Source organism: Mycobacterium pinniadriaticum, from assembly GCF_026242045.1.
Classification (GTDB): domain Bacteria; phylum Actinomycetota; class Actinomycetes; order Mycobacteriales; family Mycobacteriaceae; genus Mycobacterium; species Mycobacterium pinniadriaticum.
Genome location: NZ_JAPJDO010000028.1, coordinates 14450 through 31904, shown reverse-complemented (window position 1 = coordinate 31904; position 17455 = coordinate 14450). Strand labels below are relative to the sequence as shown.

Here is a 17455-nt window from a genome sequence, read left to right as displayed (position 1 = left end):
GTGCTCAGACGGGGAGGTCGATCCCCGTCCCGGTGTTGAAGTGCAGTGTCAACCGGCCGTCGGACTGGTCGACGAGCTCGGCCGCCAGCGCCTCCACCTTGGCGAAGTGCGCCCGGCGGGTGCTGCCTTCGACTTGGGCCTCTGACGTGGTGCTGAACCAGAAGTGGAAGTCCTTGTCGTCGGAGCTGCGCGATCCGAACACCGTCTGCAGGACCCCCAGATCGGGATTGTCGTGTTGGCCGTTGCCGCAGAACACATAGTGGTCGGCGGAGACGGTGTCGGCGAAGTTGTCGTCCATGTTGTGTTCGGAGCCGTGGTGCTGGACCTTGAGCACGTCGATGTGCAGGTGGTCGTCGCCGTGCCCCAGGAACCCGGTGCGGCGCAGTCCGTCGAGGATGAACTTCTGTTGGCAGTCTCCGGTGAGTAACAGCCGCCTTTCGCCCTCCTGCACCATGAACATCAGCGACGCGATGTTCGGAACGGTGACCCCCTCGAAGTCGGGAATCCCTTCCCAGTCGCGCAGGTCGAACGGGGAGTCCGTCAACGCGTCGGCGCTGAAGTCCTCGACGCGCTTCTTCAGCTGTGCCCGCAGCTTTGTGGCACGGTCGCGGTTGTTGCGCAGCCAGTGATTCCAGCCGTCTCGTAGATCTTTGAGCTCCTTCTCGGTGGGACCCAGCAGGGTGAAGGTCATCGAGCCCAGCGTGAACTCATCACCGGGACGGCCGGCATAGAGCAACCGGGAGGGCTTGTCGACCCCGGGGGGCTGGTTGACTGGGATGTCGAGTGCGTCCGCTGCGGTGAGACGTGAAATCTGAAGTGACTCAGAGATACCCGTAGCAATGGCCTGCATCCGGTCGGCGGCGTACATCAACTCCGGCACCGCGGTCCCGAACAAGGGTGGGACCATTGCGGTGAGCAGACTCTCGATTTCGCGTGCGGTGACGATGTCTTCGAGCCGTCGGTTGTTGGCGGTAATCTGATCGCGGAATCCGTTGTGCAGGATTCCTTTTACCACCGGTGGGCGTGGGCAGTGGGGCTCTCTGATCGGATCGTTGGTGTCGCGGTGGTGGTCGAAGACGCGCCATTCCACCTCGTCCTGCAGCAGTTGAAGGACACCATTGATGTGGTCGTTGTCGACATGCGAGATGTAGGCGAACTCAAGTTCGCGGCCCTGTTCGCGGAGTCCAGCGAGTTCGTGGCGGACCGAATCCCGCATGCTTGGCCCCATGCCGCCGTCGCATAGGACGAGCTCACCGGACTCACCTTCGAGAAGCAGGCAGTCACCCTTGTCGGATTGGAAGATCGTCAGTTTCATGGGAATACCGATCAGATTTCGATCCGCTGATTGATCAGGGCGGCCTCGTGTATCGCCGGCTCCGGGTCGATCGCCCCGAAACCCATGTCGTTGACCCACGCGTACGAGGCTCCCGGCAAAGGGGACGCGGTGCGTTGCAGGATCCCCACGCACTGTGCCGCTGTCAGGTCCTTGTTGGCCGCCAGCATCAAGCCGACGACACCGGCGACATAAGGGCTGGCCATGCTTGTCCCCGTCATGCCGGTCCACGGGGTGGTCTCGTCCGCAAATCCGTTGGCGGCGAAGATGTTCGTGCCGGGAGCGGCGACTTCCGGCTTGTAGCGCCCATCCCTCGTCGGGCCCTGGCTGCTGGAGACATTGATCCGCTCCCTGGCTTCGTCGAGGTTCGCCACCGCGATGACCCGCTGGCCGCATGCCAGTGAGGTGATCGAATGTGAGTCGACATTGGACCGTTCGCTGAAGAACGAGGGGAACCAGAACATCCGGCGGCCGCCGTCGCGGCCGATCTCCCTTGGGTCGTCGCGTTCGATCCAGGCGTCGAACCGGCCGTCGCGCACCTCGTCGCCGGTCAGACGTACCTTCCACACGCCGCAGGTAATGCCCCGGAAGTTCTTCCGGTCCAGGTTCGGGATGAGGTAAACCGAAATGTAGTTGCCGCCCGTGATCGGGTGGTAGAGCTCGTTGTAGATCGAGACGTTGACCCCGTCACGCAGCGGGCGGTTTTCTACACCCTGTCGCGGCTGGACCTCGATCCACTCCGTGGCGCCGGGCGGCTTCAGCGACACGGTGAAGCGGTCCTGCGCGCTGTACCAGATCTCCAGCTCGTTCTCCGACCAGTCTTCGATACCGTCACCGACGACGGTCCACTCGATGTCCACCTCGAGTCCACGCGCCGGGACGCGTCCGCTGGTATGAATGCGCCCTACGATCCAGCCGAGGTCGCCTTCTCCCTCGGCCTTCTCCTGACCGGCATTGCCAGCCGCCACACAGATCGCCCGGCCCGGCTGCGCCAGGTAGGCGTCGAGCCAGCGTGAGACACCGCCCGCCCCGTCGTGGGAGCCACCGTTGGTTCCCAGGCTGATGTTGATGCTGAGGGGAAGGTCCTCCTCCTTGGCGATGGCGAGCAGGTATTCGACCGCGTGGATGATCGAGCTGGTATCGCTGAACGTAGAACGCCGGCGCTCCAGGTCGTCTTTGGGTGCGGGGACGTCGAGTAGCACCGCCGCGATCTTCGCCTTCGGGCAGACACCGGAGTTCCCGGCGACGATGCTGGCTACATGGGTGCCGTGGGATCCCGGCTGCATCTGACTTTGTTGCTCAATCCAGGTCGCAGGCGGTAGACCGGGTTTCTTTGCGTCCTTGATGGCGGCGTTGAGGTGTTTTCGGCGGAACTCCGAGCCGCGCGAGAAGCCAGCCGGGGGCGGCCGGAAGTCGCCGCCCTGGTCCCAGATCGCCACGAAGCGGGTCTGGCCGTTCTCGTCGAGGAAATCGGGGTGGGCGAAGTCGAATCCGCCGACGTCGATGATTCCGATCAGCACGCCTTCCCCGCGCCCGTTCTTCTGGGCACTGCCGATCGCCTTGGAAGGTGGCCTCTTGGGGGCGGGGGCTTCGGCTGGCTGGGGATGGTCGAGCGCGAGCGGCTCCGAGGGTTGGATGAACGCGACCGCGGGGTCGCGCTGCAGACGTTCGAGTGCTGTGACCGGCACGGTGGCGCACAGCATGTTGCGCCGGGTGAGTGTCCCGGTGGCGACGGTGATCGCACTGGTCTGCAGCTGGTGGATCTCCGCTGCGACGCGCTCCATTCCGGCGGGCCTCTGATCGCCGGCGTCCTGCTGTTCGGGGAAGAAATCGATCACCACATTGACGTACGCCTCGGTCGGTTGCGGCGCTTCGATGATCTTAGGGCGCTTGGGAAGTAGACCCGACACCGATTCGATGCCGGCCGTCCAGCGCGGTTCCAGTGTTACCTGCTGGGCGAGCTCGGCATGGATCGGTGCAATCGGCACGCCTTTGGTCTCCAGTGAGATGTCGCTGGCCATCCGGGCTGATCCGTCGGAGCGGATCGCATTGACCACCTGACTGCTGTTGGCGGCGACTCGCAGCCAGGGATGCAGTTTGTGCGCGTAGTCGTCCGTGCGACGCATCGCTGTCCTCCTGCCCCGGTGCCGGACCACGACCCGGCAGCCGTCCTGGCGCTTTCGTAGCACAGCGCACCCGGCTGCACTCCGATTTCGACCAGAAGATCGATGAAATACGGCTGTCGCAGAAGTGAATTGGATCCGCTCGTGTGATTTCGGCGCGCTTTCCGCCGCTCAGCGACGGAAAACGCGCCGACACCGCTAGCGGCCGGCGTCGGCCAGTACCTGATAGCCGGCGTTGTAGCCCGGAATGAACGTGATGCCCGGCCCGCCGTGGCAGCCGGCACCGCCCAGGTAGAGGCCCTCGATCGGGATCGGCTCGTCGATGAACCCCTTGGGGCCGGGCCGGTTCGGTCCCATCAGCTCGGGCTGCAGCAGACCGTGGCAGAAGTCGCCGTTGGGCGCGGCGAACATGGTGTTCATGTGATACGGCGCGAACGTGATGTCGCGGATCAGGATGTCCTTGAAGTTCGGTGCGTACCGGGTGATCTTGTCGACAACCCGTTGCGCCATCTCGGTTTTCAGCTGACCATGCTGCTCGCGGGGCGCCTCGATGGGGAAGCCGTAGGCGTACACGCTCGCGGCGTGCTTGCCCGGCGGGGCCATCTCAGGGTCGCCGACCGTCGGCATCTGGATCGAGAGCGCGGGATTGTCCGGTACCTCGCCGCCACGGGCTTTCTCCCATTGGCGCTGCTGTTCTTCGGGCGAACCGAACATGCCCACCGACATCTGCATGCCGGGCTTGTTGAGGAAGTCGTAGGGCGCGGCGTACTCGGGTGGCCCGTCCAGGGCGAAGTGGATCTGCATGAAGGACGCCCGGTGGTCGCGACCGGCCAGCCGCGTCACCAGTGACGAGGGCAGGTGGTCGACGCCGACGAGATCCAGCAGCGTGGTCTCCGGTGCCAGGTTGGACACCACGATCGGCGCGGTGATCACCTCGCCGTCCTTGAGGCGCACCCCGGTGACGTGGGCGTCCTCGACCAGGATCTGCTCGACCTTGGTGCGATAGCGCATCTCGCCGGCCGCATCGATGAACAGGTCGCGCAGATGGTCGGCGAGCACGCCGATTCCGCCCTTCAGTTTGGTGGTCATCTGGCCACCCTCCGGGGGCATTGCCATCGCGAACGCCAAACAGGTTGCGCTACCGGGGGTATACGGACCGCGGTAGGTGGAGTTCACCGCCAAGAAAGCCAGCATGCCGCGGATCACGGCGTGCTTGTCCTTGTCGGGCAGGAATCGGTCGACGACGTCCATCGCCGAGCCGAACAGCATCTCGTGGATGGCGCGTCGCTCGTTCTCGTCCGCGGCACAGGCGTACATCTCGTCGATGGTCTTCGGCAGAGCCAGCGGGTCGAAGCGGCCGAGTGCCTTGCCGGGGCCGGTGCTCCAGGCGTACAGGTTGGCCATGGCCATCACGGCTTCCATGCCGTGCTTCTCGTTGAGATGGGTCATCATCGCCATCGGGTCGCTGTGGAAGATCATCGCTTCCTCGCCGTGTTCCCCGAGGTTGACCGACATGACCTCCGACTCGATGGTCGGCAGGGTGTCCAGGCCGAGCTCGCTGTTGATCTTCTGCGCGGTGGGGAAGCGCACGGATCCGGCGATCTCGTACTTGAACCCGTCGATCAGTTCGACGGTGGCCGACATGCCGCCGCTGTAGGTGTTGGCCTCCAGACACAGCGTGCGCAGCCCCGCTCGCTGCAGCACCACCGCCGCGGTCAGCCCGTTGTGTCCCGCCCCCACGATGATCGCGTCGTAGTCAGTCATGCGGCGCAGCCTATGCCGCGACCGCCACGATTGGGCCAAGTTTTGTCAAATTTGTCATTTCGTTCTGCCGCGCTGCACCGATCGACGGCGGTGTGATCGGATGGCCTCGGAGGTTTCCGACATGTCGACTGTGCTCGTGACCGGGTTCGGTCCTTACGGCACGACACCGCACAACCCGGCCCAGCTGACCGCCGAGGCTCTCGACGGGCGGGTCATCGTCGGGGCCGCGGTGACCTCGCGCATCGTGCCCAACACCTACTTCGAATCCATCGCCGAGGTGGTGCGGGCCGTCGAGGAGGTACATCCCGACGTGGTGGTCATGCTCGGCGAGTACGGCGGGCGGGCCATGATCACCGTCGAACGGCTGGCCCAGAACCTCAACGACTGCGCCCGTTACGGGCTGGCCGACAACGCCGGGGTGGTCCTCGACGGCGCACCGACAGTGCCCGGCGGTCCGGTCGCCTACCACGCCACAGTGCCGGTCAAGGCGATGGTGCTGGCCATGCGCAGCGCGGGTGTTCCGGCCGATATCTCGGATGCGGCAGGCACATTCGTCTGCAATCACCTGATGTATGGGATGCTGCACCACATCGCCACCCACGACCTGCCGATCCGGGCGGGCTGGATTCACCTGCCGTACCTGCCCGAGGTCGCTGCCCTGGACCGCAACCTGGGCCAGCCCAGCATGTCGGTGGAGACCGCCGCTGCCGGCGTCGCGGCCGCTATCGAAGCCGCGCTGCTCAATCCCGTCGATGTGGACCGGCCGGTGGCGTCCCGGCTGTTGATCTAGGGCCATGAGAATCCGACTGTTCGCCGCCGTTGTCGCGGTCGTGCTGGCCGGGTCCGGCTGCGCGGGCCGCGAGGCGCCATCGCCGGCCTGGGCCAGTTTCACCGAGCTGGGGCTGACCAATGTGCCGATGAAGCCCGGCGCCAACGTCCGGGTGTTCGACGAGGCATCGGTCAACGCCCACGACCTGATCCGCTACGACAAGACGGACGGTTATCTCACCCTCGAGCCGGGCACCTACCGGGTCGACGGCTGGTCGCTGACGACCTTCGGCTACGAGCTGACGCCCGAGCAGCGGGCCGCGGCGTTCTCGGCTCCCGGTTATGCGTATCTGTGGAATGCGGACGAGAACAAGTTCGCGATCCTGGGCTCCATGCAGGACCCACTGGATTCGCAGCCGAGTGTCCTCGACGGCATCGTCGAGGTCCCCAAGACCACCCGGTACTACCTGGCTCACCAGAACGGCCGCAACGTTTCCGGGATATACCTACAGGTCTACGACCCCAGGGCGACCATGCCGGACGGGTCGGTCTCGACCAACCACGCCTTCGCGCAGCTGGTTGTCGAACGGCTGTAGTCGGCGGTCAGCGGAAGGGCTTGCGCCGGTCCAGAATTCGCGATCCCATCCCCGCGGTTCGCCATACCCGCGCCACCAGGTCGGCGTCGTCGTCGGTCACCAGGTTGCCCATCACCCGCACGGCGACCTCCATCAGGCGCGACGACCGCATCGCGATCGGCCCGGTCAACGGCAGGAACCGCGGCAGCGTCAGCAGCAACCCCAGCCGCCGGGCCACCGAGAAGCCGCGCCCGTAGTGCTCCTGCAGCAGGGCCGGCCACGCCAGCGTCAGATCGCCGGAGCCCAGCATCTCGGCGGCCAGCCGCCCGGTCTCCAGCCCGTAGTCGATGCCCTCGCCGTTGAGCGGGTTGACGCACGCCGCGGCGTCGCCGACGAGCACCCAGTTCGGCCCGGCCACACCCGAGACCGCCCCGCCCATCGGCAGCAGGGCCGAGGACACTTCGCGCGGCGCACCCTCGAAACCCCAGGAAGCCCGCTTGAGGTCGGTGTAGTGCTTGATCAGCGGCCGCAACGCCACATCGGCGGGCCGTTTCGCGGTGGCCAGCGCGCCCACACCGATGTTCACCTCGCCGTTGCCGAGCGGGAAGATCCAGCCGTAGCCGGGCAGCACCTGCCCGGCTCCGGCTCGATTGCCGGCACCGCCGGCGGGCGAACGCAGTTCCAGGTCTGAGGAGATCCACGGCTCCGACGACCGCGGGGAGGCCAGATACCCCCGCGCCGCCACCCCGTACACCGTCTCCTGGTGCCACTGGCGGCCCAGTATGCGACCGAACGGAGACCGCGCGCCGTCGGCCACGACCACCCACCGGCACGACACCCGGGATCCGTCGGCAAGTACCACCGCGTCCACCCTGCCGCGGGAATCGACTGACACGTCAACGGCTTTCATGCCGAGCAGCATCGACGCTCCGGCGTCCTCGGCGACCTTGCGGATCCGATCGTCCAGTTCGGTTCGGGGAACCGCCGAACCGCACGACGGGAAGGACGGGCCGGGCCAGGGGACCTCGACGTCGGCGCCGAACCCGGACAGCCGCAATCCGTGATGGCGGATGTGGCCGTCGAGCCAGTCGCCGAGCCCCAGCCGCTGCAGCTCCAGAACCGCGCGGGGGGTCAGCCCGTCGCCGCAGGGCTTGTCGCGGGGGAACTCGGCAGTGTCGATGACCAGCACGTCGTGCCCGTGACGGGCGGCCCAGGCGGCCGCCGCCGAGCCAGCGGGTCCGGCCCCGACGACGACGACATCCCCGGGTCGCTCCGCTCCTGCCCGCCGGACCTCATCCCCGGGTCGCTCCGCTCCTGCCCGCCGGACCTCATCCCACCGGTCTTCCATGCCCCCAGTATGTTGGCAGGGTGAGAACTCCGGCGACGGTGGTAGCAGGGGTGGACTTCGGCGACCCGGTGTTCGCCGAGAGCGTGCGCGCCGGGGTGGGCCGCGTCGAAGAGCTCATGAGCACCGAACTCCGCGGCGGCGACGAGCTGATGACCGAGGCCGTCGTGCATCTCTTCGAAGCCGGCGGCAAGCGGTTCCGGCCGTTGTTCACCGTGCTCTCGGCGCAGATCGGTCCCGACCCGGACACCTGGCAGGTCACCGTGGCGGGTGCGGTGATCGAGCTGGTGCACCTGGCCACGCTGTACCACGACGACGTGATGGACGAGGCGCAGATGCGCCGCGGGGCTCCCAGTGCCAACGCTCGCTGGAGCAACAACATCGCGATCCTGGCCGGCGACTATCTGTTCGCGACGGCGTCGCGGCTGGTCAGCCGGCTGGGTCCGGATGCGGTGCGCATCATCGCCGAAACCTTCGCCCAGCTGGTGACCGGGCAGATGCGTGAGACCAAGGGCAACACCGGGGGCGTCGATCCGGTCGAGCACTACCTGAAGGTGGTCTACGAGAAGACCGCCTGCCTGATCGCGGCGTCGGGCCGATTCGGTGCCACGTTCGCCGGGGCCACCGAGGACCACGTCGAGCGGTTGAGCAGGCTGGGCGGCATCGTCGGCACGGCGTTCCAGATCTCCGACGACATCATCGACATCGACAGCGATCCCGACGAGTCGGGCAAGCTACCCGGCACCGACCTGCGCGAAGGTGTGCACACCCTTCCGGTGCTGTACGCGTTGAGCGAAACCGGAGCCGACGCCGACCGGTTGCGGGAGCTGCTGAAGGGCCCGGTCGAAGACGACGACGTCTTGGCCGAGGCGTTGGCTCTGCTGCGGGCCGGTGACGGCATCACCAAGGCCAAGGCCACCGTGCAGCGCTACGCCGACCAGGCCGCCGCGGAGCTGGCCGGACTGCCCGACGTCCCGGGCCGTCGCGCGCTGGCCTCGCTGATGGATTACACGATCAACCGGCACGGCTGACGGCGATTCGCGGAACCCGACCGTCGGTCCGAGGCGTTAATCTCCGGTGAGAGAGCGTTTGCTCGTAGGAGGAATTCGATGACCTGGCATCCGACCGCCAACACGTTCAAGACGTTCACGCTGCTCGTCGGGATGTCGGCGCTGATCGTCTTCATCGGTTCGCTGTTCGGCCGCAACGTCATGTTCCTGGCCCTGATCTTCGCCATCGGCATGAACGTCTACGTGTACTTCAACTCCGACAAGCTGGCGTTGCGCGCCATGCACGCCCAACCGATCACCGAGTTGCAGGCGCCGCAGATCTACGCCATCGTGCGCGAGCTGGCCACCACCGCACACCAGCCGATGCCGCGCCTCTACATCAGCGACACCGCCAACCCGAACGCGTTCGCCACCGGCCGCAACCCGCGTAACGCCGCGGTGTGCGTCACGACCGGGATCCTCGACCTGCTCAGCGAGCGTGAGCTGCGCGCGGTGCTCGGCCACGAACTGTCGCACGTCTACAACCGCGACATCCTCATCTCGTGTGTGGCCGGTGCGCTCGCCTCGGTGATCACCGCGCTGGCCAACCTCGCGATGTTCGCCGGGATGTTCGGCGGCGGCAATCGCGAAGGTGGTGCGAATCCCTTTGCACTGCTTCTGGTTTCACTGCTCGGGCCGATCGCCGCGACACTGATCCGGTTGGCGGTGTCTCGCTCGCGGGAGTACCAGGCTGACGAGTCCGGGGCCGAGCTCTCCGGTGATCCGCTGGCGCTGGCCTCGGCGCTGCGCAAGATCAGCGGCGGCGTGGAAAGAGCCCCGCTGCCGCCCGAGCCGCAACTGGCCGACCAGGCTCATCTGATGATCGCCAGCCCGTTCCGCGCCGGCGAGAAGATCGGCAAGCTGTTCTCCACCCATCCGCCGATCCCGGACCGCATCGCCCGGCTGGAACGGATGGCCGGGCGCTAAACGGGCTTGGCTGCTATTCGCCGGCTGGCGTCGGGGTCGCCACCTTGCCCGTCCCGGAGCCGGCCGCGCCGCGGTTGAACATCTTGTTCAAGGTGTTGTTCACGGTGTCCGAGACCCGCGTCAGCACGTCGTTGACCAGCGTGTCGGCCTTGTCGGACAGGCTCGGCTGGGGACCCGACGAACTGGTCGGTGCCGCCGAGCGTCCCGGGGTGAAGTCTGGTGCGGGGCGCACCACGTTCAGTCGGGGCCCCGCGCTGGCGGCCGCTGGCGCGAGCGGCGGGTCCGCGGGTGTCGGGGCCGGGGGCTCCGCGGCCGATGGGGCCGGGGTGGGTTGTGGCACGGGCGCCGGCGCCGATGCCGGTGCCTCGCTGCGCGTGGTGTCCAGGTGACCGAGCACGGCGGCGCCGAGCATCCGGTAGGTGACCACGGTGATGTCGTCGATGCGTTCGACGACCGCGACGACGCCGTCGGGGTAGGTGAGGGTGGTGATCCGGGTGCGGGGATCGGTGCGGCAGGTGGTGGTGCCGGTGCAATCCACCCCACCGGAGCGGTCCACGGACGGCTTGGAGTCGTGGGCGGTGAGCGCGTCCGGGTCGGCGAAGACGTTCAGTACTTGCGTTTCGGCGCGAGCGTCGAATTCATAGTTGATGTGAAAGACGTTGCCCGACTGGTCGGTTGAGTCCAGTAGTTCGGCGAGCGTGGCGGCGTCGCCGGGACCGTCGCCGATGGTGAGCACCTCTTCCTCGGCGTTGCCCTGCATGGCGCCGTACAGGCCGATCGGTCCGCCGAGGTAGTTGGCGTACAGGAAACCGCCGTCAGCGGGATGCCTGAATTCGCCGTCGAAGATGTCGACCATGGCGTCACCGGTCGGGTTGGTGGCGGTGCCGTGGATGATCAGTGCGGCCAGGTCGACGTCAGGGGTGGTCAGGGCCTGCGGTTGGGTCGAAGCCAGGAGCATGGTCGCCAGGGCGAGGCTTACCGCCGCTGCGCCCCCGCGCAGCGCGCTCCTCATGTGTTCCCCAACACGCGAACGGACTCTCCAGATCGAGCCGGAATCGTTCCAAGTGTAGGCCCGCGGCGGTCGACAATGTAGGGAAAAATGCCGGTCGGAGTCGCTGGGTTCGGTAACGAATCGGGGTCACCCGGTCGAAGGATGGGGTGGATGTGCAAACTGCGCCATGAGTGGCGCTTACGTAGGGTGTGGTGATGCTGAGCAGAATCCTGATCGGCCTTGTGAGCGCCGCGGGGGCGGCGGCGATCGGTGTGCCGGGTGTGGCTTCGGCCGATCCCGAGCCCGCACCGGCCCCGGTCCTTCCCAACGTCAACGCCTACACCCCGGTGAGTCCGGTCGACTACACCGCGATGAGCGGCAACTGGTATGCCTTCGCCGGCCCGCCCGGTGTGACCTGCATTCTGGACAAGACGAACGGCAGCTACGGCTGCAGCGGCCCACTGCCCGGCGCGCCCAACGGCGCGAACCTGGTCAGCGGTGGCCCGGTCGGCGAGCCCGGCTTCTCGAGCACGGGCGCGCCGGTTTTCGCCGCCGCGGGTGAGGTCAAGCCGTTGCCGCCGAACACCCGGCTGAGCTACCGCGACATCAGCTGCGGCGTCGACGGCGGCGGTGTGGTCGCCTGCGTGAACAGCCACGACCAGGTCGGCTTCGTCGTCGGACCGACGGCCACGTTCACCTCAGGCCCCAGCCCGATGCTGGATCGCCCGAACAACTCCAACCCGTTGTTCCCGTCGTTCCCGGGCTGAGTTTCGGCGCCGCTCATCCATTCAGAACTCTGAGCGCGATCCAGGCCCGGATAGTCGCGCTGCGTTCTGAATGGATGCGCTTCGACTAGAAGTGTGAGTCGTTGACTTCGTGGCCGGGCTTCTCGGCCATCAGGCCGCGGTAGGCCTGCTCGACGTTGGCGCCGTGATTGACCACGGCGTCGACTTCCCGGGCGATCGGCATGTTCAATCCGTACTTCTCGGCGAACTCCATGATCACGCTGGCGGCCTTGACACCCTCGGCGACCTGGTTCATCGAGGCGATGATTTCCTCGACGGTCTTGCCGGAGCCGAGCTCCTCGCCGACGTGCCGATTGCGGCTGCGCTTGGAGGTGCAGGTGACGATCAGGTCGCCCATGCCGGCCAGGCCGGAGAAGGTGTCGCGTTGGCCGCCGACGGCTTCGCCGAGTTTGGACATCTCGCGCACGGCCCGGGCCATCACCATGGCCCGGGTGTTCTCCCCGATGCCCAGCGAATAGCCCATGCCGACCGCGATGGCGTAGACGTTCTTCAGCGCGCCGGCCATCTCGACGCCGATCACATCGTCGGTGGTGTAGACGCGGAACCGCTTGGTGCGGAACATCTTTGCGAGGTTGGCGGCCAGATGCTGGTCGGGCATGGCCAGCACGGCCGCGGCCGCATAGCCGTCGGCGACCTCGCGGGCGATATTGGGTCCGGCCAGGATGCCGGCCGGGTGGCCGGGCAGGACCTCGTCGACGATCTGGCTCATCCGCATATTGGTGCCCTGCTCAAGGCCCTTGACCAGGCTGACGACCGGCACCCAGGGCCGCAGTTCTCGACTCAGCTCGGCGAGCACGCCGCGGAAACCGTGCGACGGTACGCCCATGACGACGACGTCGGCGCAGTTGGCGGCCTCGGTGAAATCGGTCGTCGCGCGCAGGGTCTCCGAGAGTTCGACATCGTCGCCCAGGTAGCGGGAATTACGGTGGTTCTCGTTGATGTCCTTGGCGGTCTCCTCCGAACGCACCCACTGCAGCGTCGGGCCGCGACGGGCGCAGATGGACGCGACGGTGGTGCCCCAGGACCCGCCACCGAGTACGACGACTTTGGGTTCGCGGCGATCAGGTGTCATGGAGTTCAGGGTATGGCGAATACCCGGTTGTTCATGGGGAGTTCGCGCAATGATGCTCCCCGCGTCGTGATGTCGGCCGCCATGCCGTGGCAACAGCCGCGGTGCATGCTTGGTGCCATGACGCGAGAAGAACTGACCGAACAGATCGTCGTCGCTCGCCTGGCCAAGGGCCTGACATGGCAGGAGCTGGCCGACGCGATCGACCGTCCCGTCATGTGGACCACGTCCGCGCTGCTGGGCCAGCATCCGATTCCGCCCGAGCAGGCGTCGGTGCTCGTCGACCTGCTGGGACTGGACGAGGCGGCGGTACCGGTGCTGGCGGCGGTGCCGATGCGCGGCGGACTACCGAGCGCGGTGCCGACCGATCCCACGATCTACCGGTTCTACGAGGCGCTGCAGGTGTACGGCGGGGCGATCAAGGAATTGATCCACGAGCAGTTCGGTGACGGGATCATGAGCGCGATCAACTTCAGCGTCGCGCTGGAGAAGAAGCCGCACCCTGGCGGTGACCGGGTGGTCGTGTCGTTCGACGGCAAGTTCCTGCCGTACGACTGGACCGCCGCGGACTAGCCAGTCTTCGTCAGGGCTTCACAGCCAGGTCCGCGACTTCCGCCAAGCTGTAGTTGTCGCGAGTAGTAGTCGTCGCAATAACGACAGGCTCGGACAACGACCCATCGTGGTCCCGACGACCGGTTATCCCGCCGCCGGCACAGGACTGGCGACCCGGCCGAAGGTCATGTCTTCGTCGACCTTGTCAACGAAGTGGTAGTCGATGGCGTCGGCGAGGTAGTTCTGCCGCACCACCCACGGCCGCTTGGTGCCCGACTTTGGCAGCGCGTGCAGGTTGCGCAGCACGTAGCCGGCCTGGATGTCCCAGGCGAGCTTCTCGGCGATCGGTTCACCGCCCGGGTGCGGGAAGGCGTGGGTGTAGCCGCGGGTGTTCATGTAGTCGATGAGCTCGGCCGCCGCGCGTGCGGTGATGTCTGCGCGCAGGGTCCAGGAGGCGTTGGTGTAGCCGATGCACCAGATCAGGTTGGGGACGTCCTCGAGCATGTGCGCCTTGTAGGAGAACCGGTCCTGCGGCTTGATCTCGTTGCCGTCCAGGGTGATTCGAACGCCGCCGAGGGCCTGCAGCTGCAGGCCGGTGGCGGTGACGATGATGTCGGCGTCGACGTGCTGGCCCGATTTCAGCATGATGCCGGTCGCGTCGACGTGGTCGATGTGGTCGGTGACCACCTCGGCGCGGCCGTCCTTGATCGCGTCGAACATGTCGCCGTCGGCCACCAGGCACAGCCGCTGGTCCCAGACGTTGTAGCGCGGCTTGAAGTGCACGTCGACCGGATAGCCGGCGGGCAGGCGGCTGGCGTTCTGGGCTCGGATGATCTTTCTGGCCAGGCCGGGTGCGGTGCGGGCCAGGAACCAGACGACGCTTTCGAACGCGACCGCGAAATAGCGGGCGAACGCGTGGGAGAACTTGCGGGGGAACACCTTCCGCACGGCTTCGATGAGCGGGTTGACCCGTGATCCGGCGAGCAGATAGGTCGGTGAGCGCTGCAGCATGGTCACCTTGGATGCCTTCTGCGCCAGCGCGGGGATCAGCGAGATGGCGGTGGCCCCGCTGCCGATGACGACCATCTTCTTGCCGGTGTAGTCGAGGTCTTCGGGCCAGAACTGCGGATGCACTTTCGTGCCGGTGAACGTCTCCAGGCCGGGGAAGTCGGGGGTGTAGCCCTCGTCGTAGTTGTAGTAACCGGACCCGAAGAACACGAAGCGGCCGCGGTAGACCTTGGGCGTCCCGTTCTCGGTGGTGTGCACGGTCCAGGTGTCGGTGGCCGAATCCCAGTCGGCAGAGGTCACGTGGGTGTGGAAGTGGATGTGGGGGAGGATGCCGTGTTTTTTGGCGGTGTCTTCCATGTACTCGCGGATGTGGTCGCCGTCGGCGACACCCTCCTTGCGGGTCCACGGCTCCCACGGCCAGGACAGGCTGAAGATGCTGGAGTCCGAGCGCACCCCGGGATAGCGGAACAGGTCCCAGGTGCCGCCGATTCGTTCGCGGCGTTCGAGGATGACGTACCGGACGCCGGGGTTGCGCTCGGCGATGCGGTAGGCCGCACCGATCCCGGAGATCCCGGCTCCGACGATCACCACGTCGTAGGACCCGCCGTCCTGTTCTGCGGGTATGGGCTGGATCTCCGGGGTAGCGGTCATCGCGGTCCTCGCTTGGCGTGTGTGGTGATAGTCACCACATTAGGCACTGACCGGTTGGTCGGGCGAGGGGCTTTGGTCTACCGATAGTTCACGAACTGTAGGGCCACGTCCAGGTCGGCGCCCTTGAGGAGGGCGATGACGGCCTGCAGGTCGTCGCGCTTCTTGGAGCTGACCCGGATCTCCTCGCCCTGGACCTGGGTCTTGACGCCCTTGGGGCCCTCGTCGCGGATGAGCTTGTTGATCTTCTTGGCGTGCTCCTGATCGATGCCCTGCTTCAGGCCGCCGGTGACCCGGTAGGTTTTGCCGCTGGCCTGCGGATCTCCGGCGTCGAAGGCCTTCATGGAGATGTCGCGGCGCACCAGTTTCTCCTTGAAGACGTCGACGGCGGCCTTAACCCGCTCCTCGGTGGAGCTGACGATCTCGATGGCCTCCTCGCCCTTCCAGGCGATGGTGGTGTCGGTGCCGCGGAAGTCGAACCGGGTGCTCAATTCCTTGGCCGCCTGGTTCAGCGCGTTGTCGACCTCCTGGCGGTCGACCTTGCTCACGATGTCGAACGATGAATCCGCCATTGGACTCGCTCCCTTCGGTTGATCGGCCGGTTTGTATCTGGGGTACATCCTCGTTGTACTCTGCTACTCGCACCAAACCGGATCCCCGGTGCGGCGCACCCAGGCAGGTTGCCCGAGCGGCCAATGGGAGCGGACTGTAAATCCGTCGGCGAAAGCCTACACAAGTTCGAATCTTGTACCTGCCACACTGGTCAGGCCCCCTTTCGAGGGGGCCTGATGTGTTCGAGTACGCCCAAATTGTCACGGATTGTCACAACTGGCGCGAAACTCTGCGCCGCTGTGCTCAACGGTTCGGGCTTCACTGCCGATGGCAGCGATTGGGACACCAGGGTGCCGCGGCCGGTTCTCTTGGATATGTGACGCCCTGCCACTCGAGGTCGCAGCTTGGGCACAGCCACCACACCCGCTTTCCGCTGGCGTACGACACAGCCTCGGTGTGAGCGCGCCGTTGCGCGAAAGATGGTATTCGGCGGCGATATTTGGGTGTCACTCTTCCAGAGGAGTGGCCGGGCTTCGGCGTGCTCCATGCACCCAGACTGGACTTGGGTCCGCAGGCTGGACATCCGTTCCCCTATGGCCCGGCTTCCGATCACTGCCCTCCAGCTGTTGCCCGCCTACCGGGGCAGCGCCACCCATGCTTTCTGTGCGCTCACAATGGTCACGTCGTGGTCGACGACAGGCGCGTGACGGGTAGCGGGGTTCGGCAATCAGACCGGCTGGTCGCGGGAACTCGCAACGTTCGAGAGGCTTTGTGCGGCGACCGACAGGGCCTCCGGTTTGGGGTTTACGTAGGTCTGCATCGTGAACGATTTGGACGCGTGTCCGAGCCACGCCGAAATTACCGCTATTGGGACGTTACTCAGGTGCATCAACGTGCCGCAGGTGTGCCGCGCGTCGTGTAGCCGCACATGTCGGACGCCGGCAGCCTTGAGCATGCGTTCCCACCGCGACGTGAGCGCGTGCGGGCTCAGCTCCCGGCCGGCATTGTCGACGACGACATATCCGTTGGTGTGGTACGCCTCGCCCAACATCAGGCGATCGGCGGCCTGGACGGCGCGGGCGGACTTGAAGGCCGCGAACAGGTGATCGGGCAGGGGCAACGTGCGCTGCCCCGCTTGCGACTTCGGGTCACCCTTGACGACGATTTGCTTCCCGAAGCGCAAGCGGGTTGGTGCGACCTTCAGCGTCTTGGATTCGAGGTCGATGTTGTCCCATCGCAACCCGGCAATTTCGCCGCGCCGCAGACCGCACAATGCCAACTGCCACGCCACCTCGTACCGGTCATCCTTGATATGGTCGAGTATCTGCTGGACCTCGGCTGCGGTGAGTGTGTCCGCCTTCTTCGGGTCAGACGGGATCCGATCTACCAATGCGGCCACATTCCGCACCACGTGCCCCTGCTTTGTCTCGCCCTCGATCACCGCGGTGAGCAGCCCCAGTAGGTAGTTGACCGAGCGCGGTGTCCACGGCTTGCGGGTCTTGCCGGTCGGTGATTTCAGGCCGCCTGCGCGTAGCGCGGCTACCAGGTCATCGATATCGCGCTTCGTCAGCTTCTGTAGCTCGATGCCGCCAAGCTGGGTGACTACCACGGTGAGTTTCTCCCGGTAGCCGTGAAGTGTTGACAGTTCGCGCCCGTATGCGCGCTTAGCGGCCAGCCAGTCTTCACACGCCTGCTCGACCGTGCGGTTCGACGGATGCACGAAGATGCCCTTCGCGACGCTGCCCTGTACCTCCGCCAGTTCCTTTCGGGCTTCAGCTTCAGTGGCGTAGCGCTTGCGGAATTGCTTACGTTTCCCGTCCACCGCGCCGACGTCAACGGTCAACTGGTAGCGCACAACTGGCCGCCCGCCGGCACGCCGGGCCAGTTGTACGCGTTTGATCTGAGGAGGTAATTGGCGGCGCTCAACCATCGTCACCACCGGCTA

16 protein-coding genes and 1 tRNA gene are annotated in these 17455 nt (G+C 66.2%); 7 read left to right on the top strand and 10 right to left on the bottom strand.

Annotation, left to right across the window (positions count from 1 at the left end; all coding sequences use genetic code 11):
- Window positions 1-4: 4 nt before the first annotated feature.
- The 3 genes from ORI27_RS24250 to ORI27_RS24240 form a co-directional block, all read right to left on the bottom strand.
- The gene (locus ORI27_RS24250; protein WP_265999621.1) at window positions 5-1315 is read right to left on the bottom strand and encodes a ComEC/Rec2 family competence protein; all 1311 of its coding nucleotides are present in this window, start codon (window positions 1313-1315) and stop codon (window positions 5-7) included.
- 11 nt (window positions 1316-1326) lie between these two features.
- Window positions 1327-3459, bottom strand: a complete 2133-nt coding sequence (locus ORI27_RS24245; protein ID WP_265999620.1) for a S8 family serine peptidase — start codon at window positions 3457-3459, stop codon at window positions 1327-1329.
- 195 nt (window positions 3460-3654) lie between these two features.
- Window positions 3655-5220 (bottom strand): phytoene desaturase family protein, encoded by a 1566-nt coding sequence (locus ORI27_RS24240; RefSeq protein WP_265999619.1) that lies wholly within the window; start codon window positions 5218-5220, stop codon window positions 3655-3657.
- A 121-nt stretch (window positions 5221-5341) separates the two neighbouring features.
- Between ORI27_RS24240 and pcp the strand changes: the two genes are divergently transcribed.
- Both pcp and ORI27_RS24230 read left to right on the top strand, forming a co-directional pair.
- Window positions 5342-6010 carry a pyroglutamyl-peptidase I gene (gene pcp / locus ORI27_RS24235; protein ID WP_265999618.1) on the top strand — a complete coding sequence of 223 codons (669 nt, stop codon included), beginning with the start codon at window positions 5342-5344 and terminating at the stop codon, window positions 6008-6010.
- A 4-nt stretch (window positions 6011-6014) separates the two neighbouring features.
- A complete protein-coding gene (locus tag ORI27_RS24230; protein ID WP_265999617.1) occupies window positions 6015-6584 on the top strand; it encodes a hypothetical protein in 570 nt (189 codons plus the stop codon).
- 7 nt (window positions 6585-6591) lie between these two features.
- On the opposite strand, the gene menJ is transcribed toward ORI27_RS24230, so the two are convergent.
- Complete coding sequence (menJ, locus tag ORI27_RS24225) at window positions 6592-7911, bottom strand: menaquinone reductase (protein ID WP_265999616.1); 1320 nt, start codon at window positions 7909-7911, stop codon at window positions 6592-6594.
- 20 nt (window positions 7912-7931) lie between these two features.
- Here menJ and grcC1 point away from each other — a divergent pair, with 20 nt between their 5' ends.
- Both grcC1 and htpX read left to right on the top strand, forming a co-directional pair.
- The gene (gene grcC1, locus ORI27_RS24220) at window positions 7932-8939 is read left to right on the top strand and encodes a nonaprenyl/(2E,6E)-farnesyl/geranylgeranyl diphosphat synthase (protein ID WP_265999615.1); all 1008 of its coding nucleotides are present in this window, start codon (window positions 7932-7934) and stop codon (window positions 8937-8939) included.
- A gap of 78 nt (window positions 8940-9017) precedes the next feature.
- Window positions 9018-9884 (top strand): zinc metalloprotease HtpX, encoded by an 867-nt coding sequence (gene htpX / locus ORI27_RS24215; protein ID WP_265999614.1) that lies wholly within the window; start codon window positions 9018-9020, stop codon window positions 9882-9884.
- A 13-nt stretch (window positions 9885-9897) separates the two neighbouring features.
- Here the strand turns inward: htpX and ORI27_RS24210 are convergent, their stop codons facing one another.
- Window positions 9898-10896 (bottom strand): hypothetical protein, encoded by a 999-nt coding sequence (locus tag ORI27_RS24210; RefSeq protein WP_265999613.1) that lies wholly within the window; start codon window positions 10894-10896, stop codon window positions 9898-9900.
- A 194-nt stretch (window positions 10897-11090) separates the two neighbouring features.
- Between ORI27_RS24210 and ORI27_RS24205 the strand changes: the two genes are divergently transcribed.
- Window positions 11091-11642: a hypothetical protein gene (locus ORI27_RS24205; RefSeq protein WP_265999612.1), complete on the top strand. Its 552-nt coding sequence runs from the start codon at window positions 11091-11093 to the stop codon at window positions 11640-11642.
- An 85-nt stretch (window positions 11643-11727) separates the two neighbouring features.
- On the opposite strand, the gene ORI27_RS24200 is transcribed toward ORI27_RS24205, so the two are convergent.
- The gene (locus tag ORI27_RS24200) at window positions 11728-12753 is read right to left on the bottom strand and encodes an NAD(P)H-dependent glycerol-3-phosphate dehydrogenase (RefSeq protein ID WP_265999611.1); all 1026 of its coding nucleotides are present in this window, start codon (window positions 12751-12753) and stop codon (window positions 11728-11730) included.
- Window positions 12754-12870: 117 nt separating this feature from the next.
- Between ORI27_RS24200 and cynS the strand changes: the two genes are divergently transcribed.
- Window positions 12871-13323, top strand: coding sequence for a cyanase (gene cynS, locus ORI27_RS24195; protein ID WP_456085465.1), 453 nt, complete (start codon window positions 12871-12873; stop codon window positions 13321-13323).
- A 123-nt stretch (window positions 13324-13446) separates the two neighbouring features.
- On the opposite strand, the gene ORI27_RS24190 is transcribed toward cynS, so the two are convergent.
- Window positions 13447-14961, bottom strand: a complete 1515-nt coding sequence (locus ORI27_RS24190; protein WP_265999610.1) for a flavin-containing monooxygenase — start codon at window positions 14959-14961, stop codon at window positions 13447-13449.
- Between the two features lie 77 nt (window positions 14962-15038).
- Complete coding sequence (locus ORI27_RS24185) at window positions 15039-15530, bottom strand: YajQ family cyclic di-GMP-binding protein (RefSeq protein ID WP_265999609.1); 492 nt, start codon at window positions 15528-15530, stop codon at window positions 15039-15041.
- A gap of 102 nt (window positions 15531-15632) precedes the next feature.
- Between ORI27_RS24185 and ORI27_RS24180 the strand changes: the two genes are divergently transcribed.
- A tRNA-Tyr gene (locus ORI27_RS24180) sits at window positions 15633-15715 on the top strand.
- 113 nt (window positions 15716-15828) lie between these two features.
- On the opposite strand, the gene ORI27_RS33205 is transcribed toward ORI27_RS24180, so the two are convergent.
- On the bottom strand, window positions 15829-15957 hold the full coding sequence (locus ORI27_RS33205; RefSeq protein WP_407666418.1) for a zinc-ribbon domain-containing protein: 129 nt from the start codon (window positions 15955-15957) through the stop codon (window positions 15829-15831).
- A gap of 280 nt (window positions 15958-16237) precedes the next feature.
- Entirely contained in the window at window positions 16238-17440 is a 1203-nt protein-coding gene (locus ORI27_RS24175) for a tyrosine-type recombinase/integrase (protein ID WP_265999660.1), read from the bottom strand.
- Between the last annotated feature and the right edge of the window lie 15 nt (window positions 17441-17455).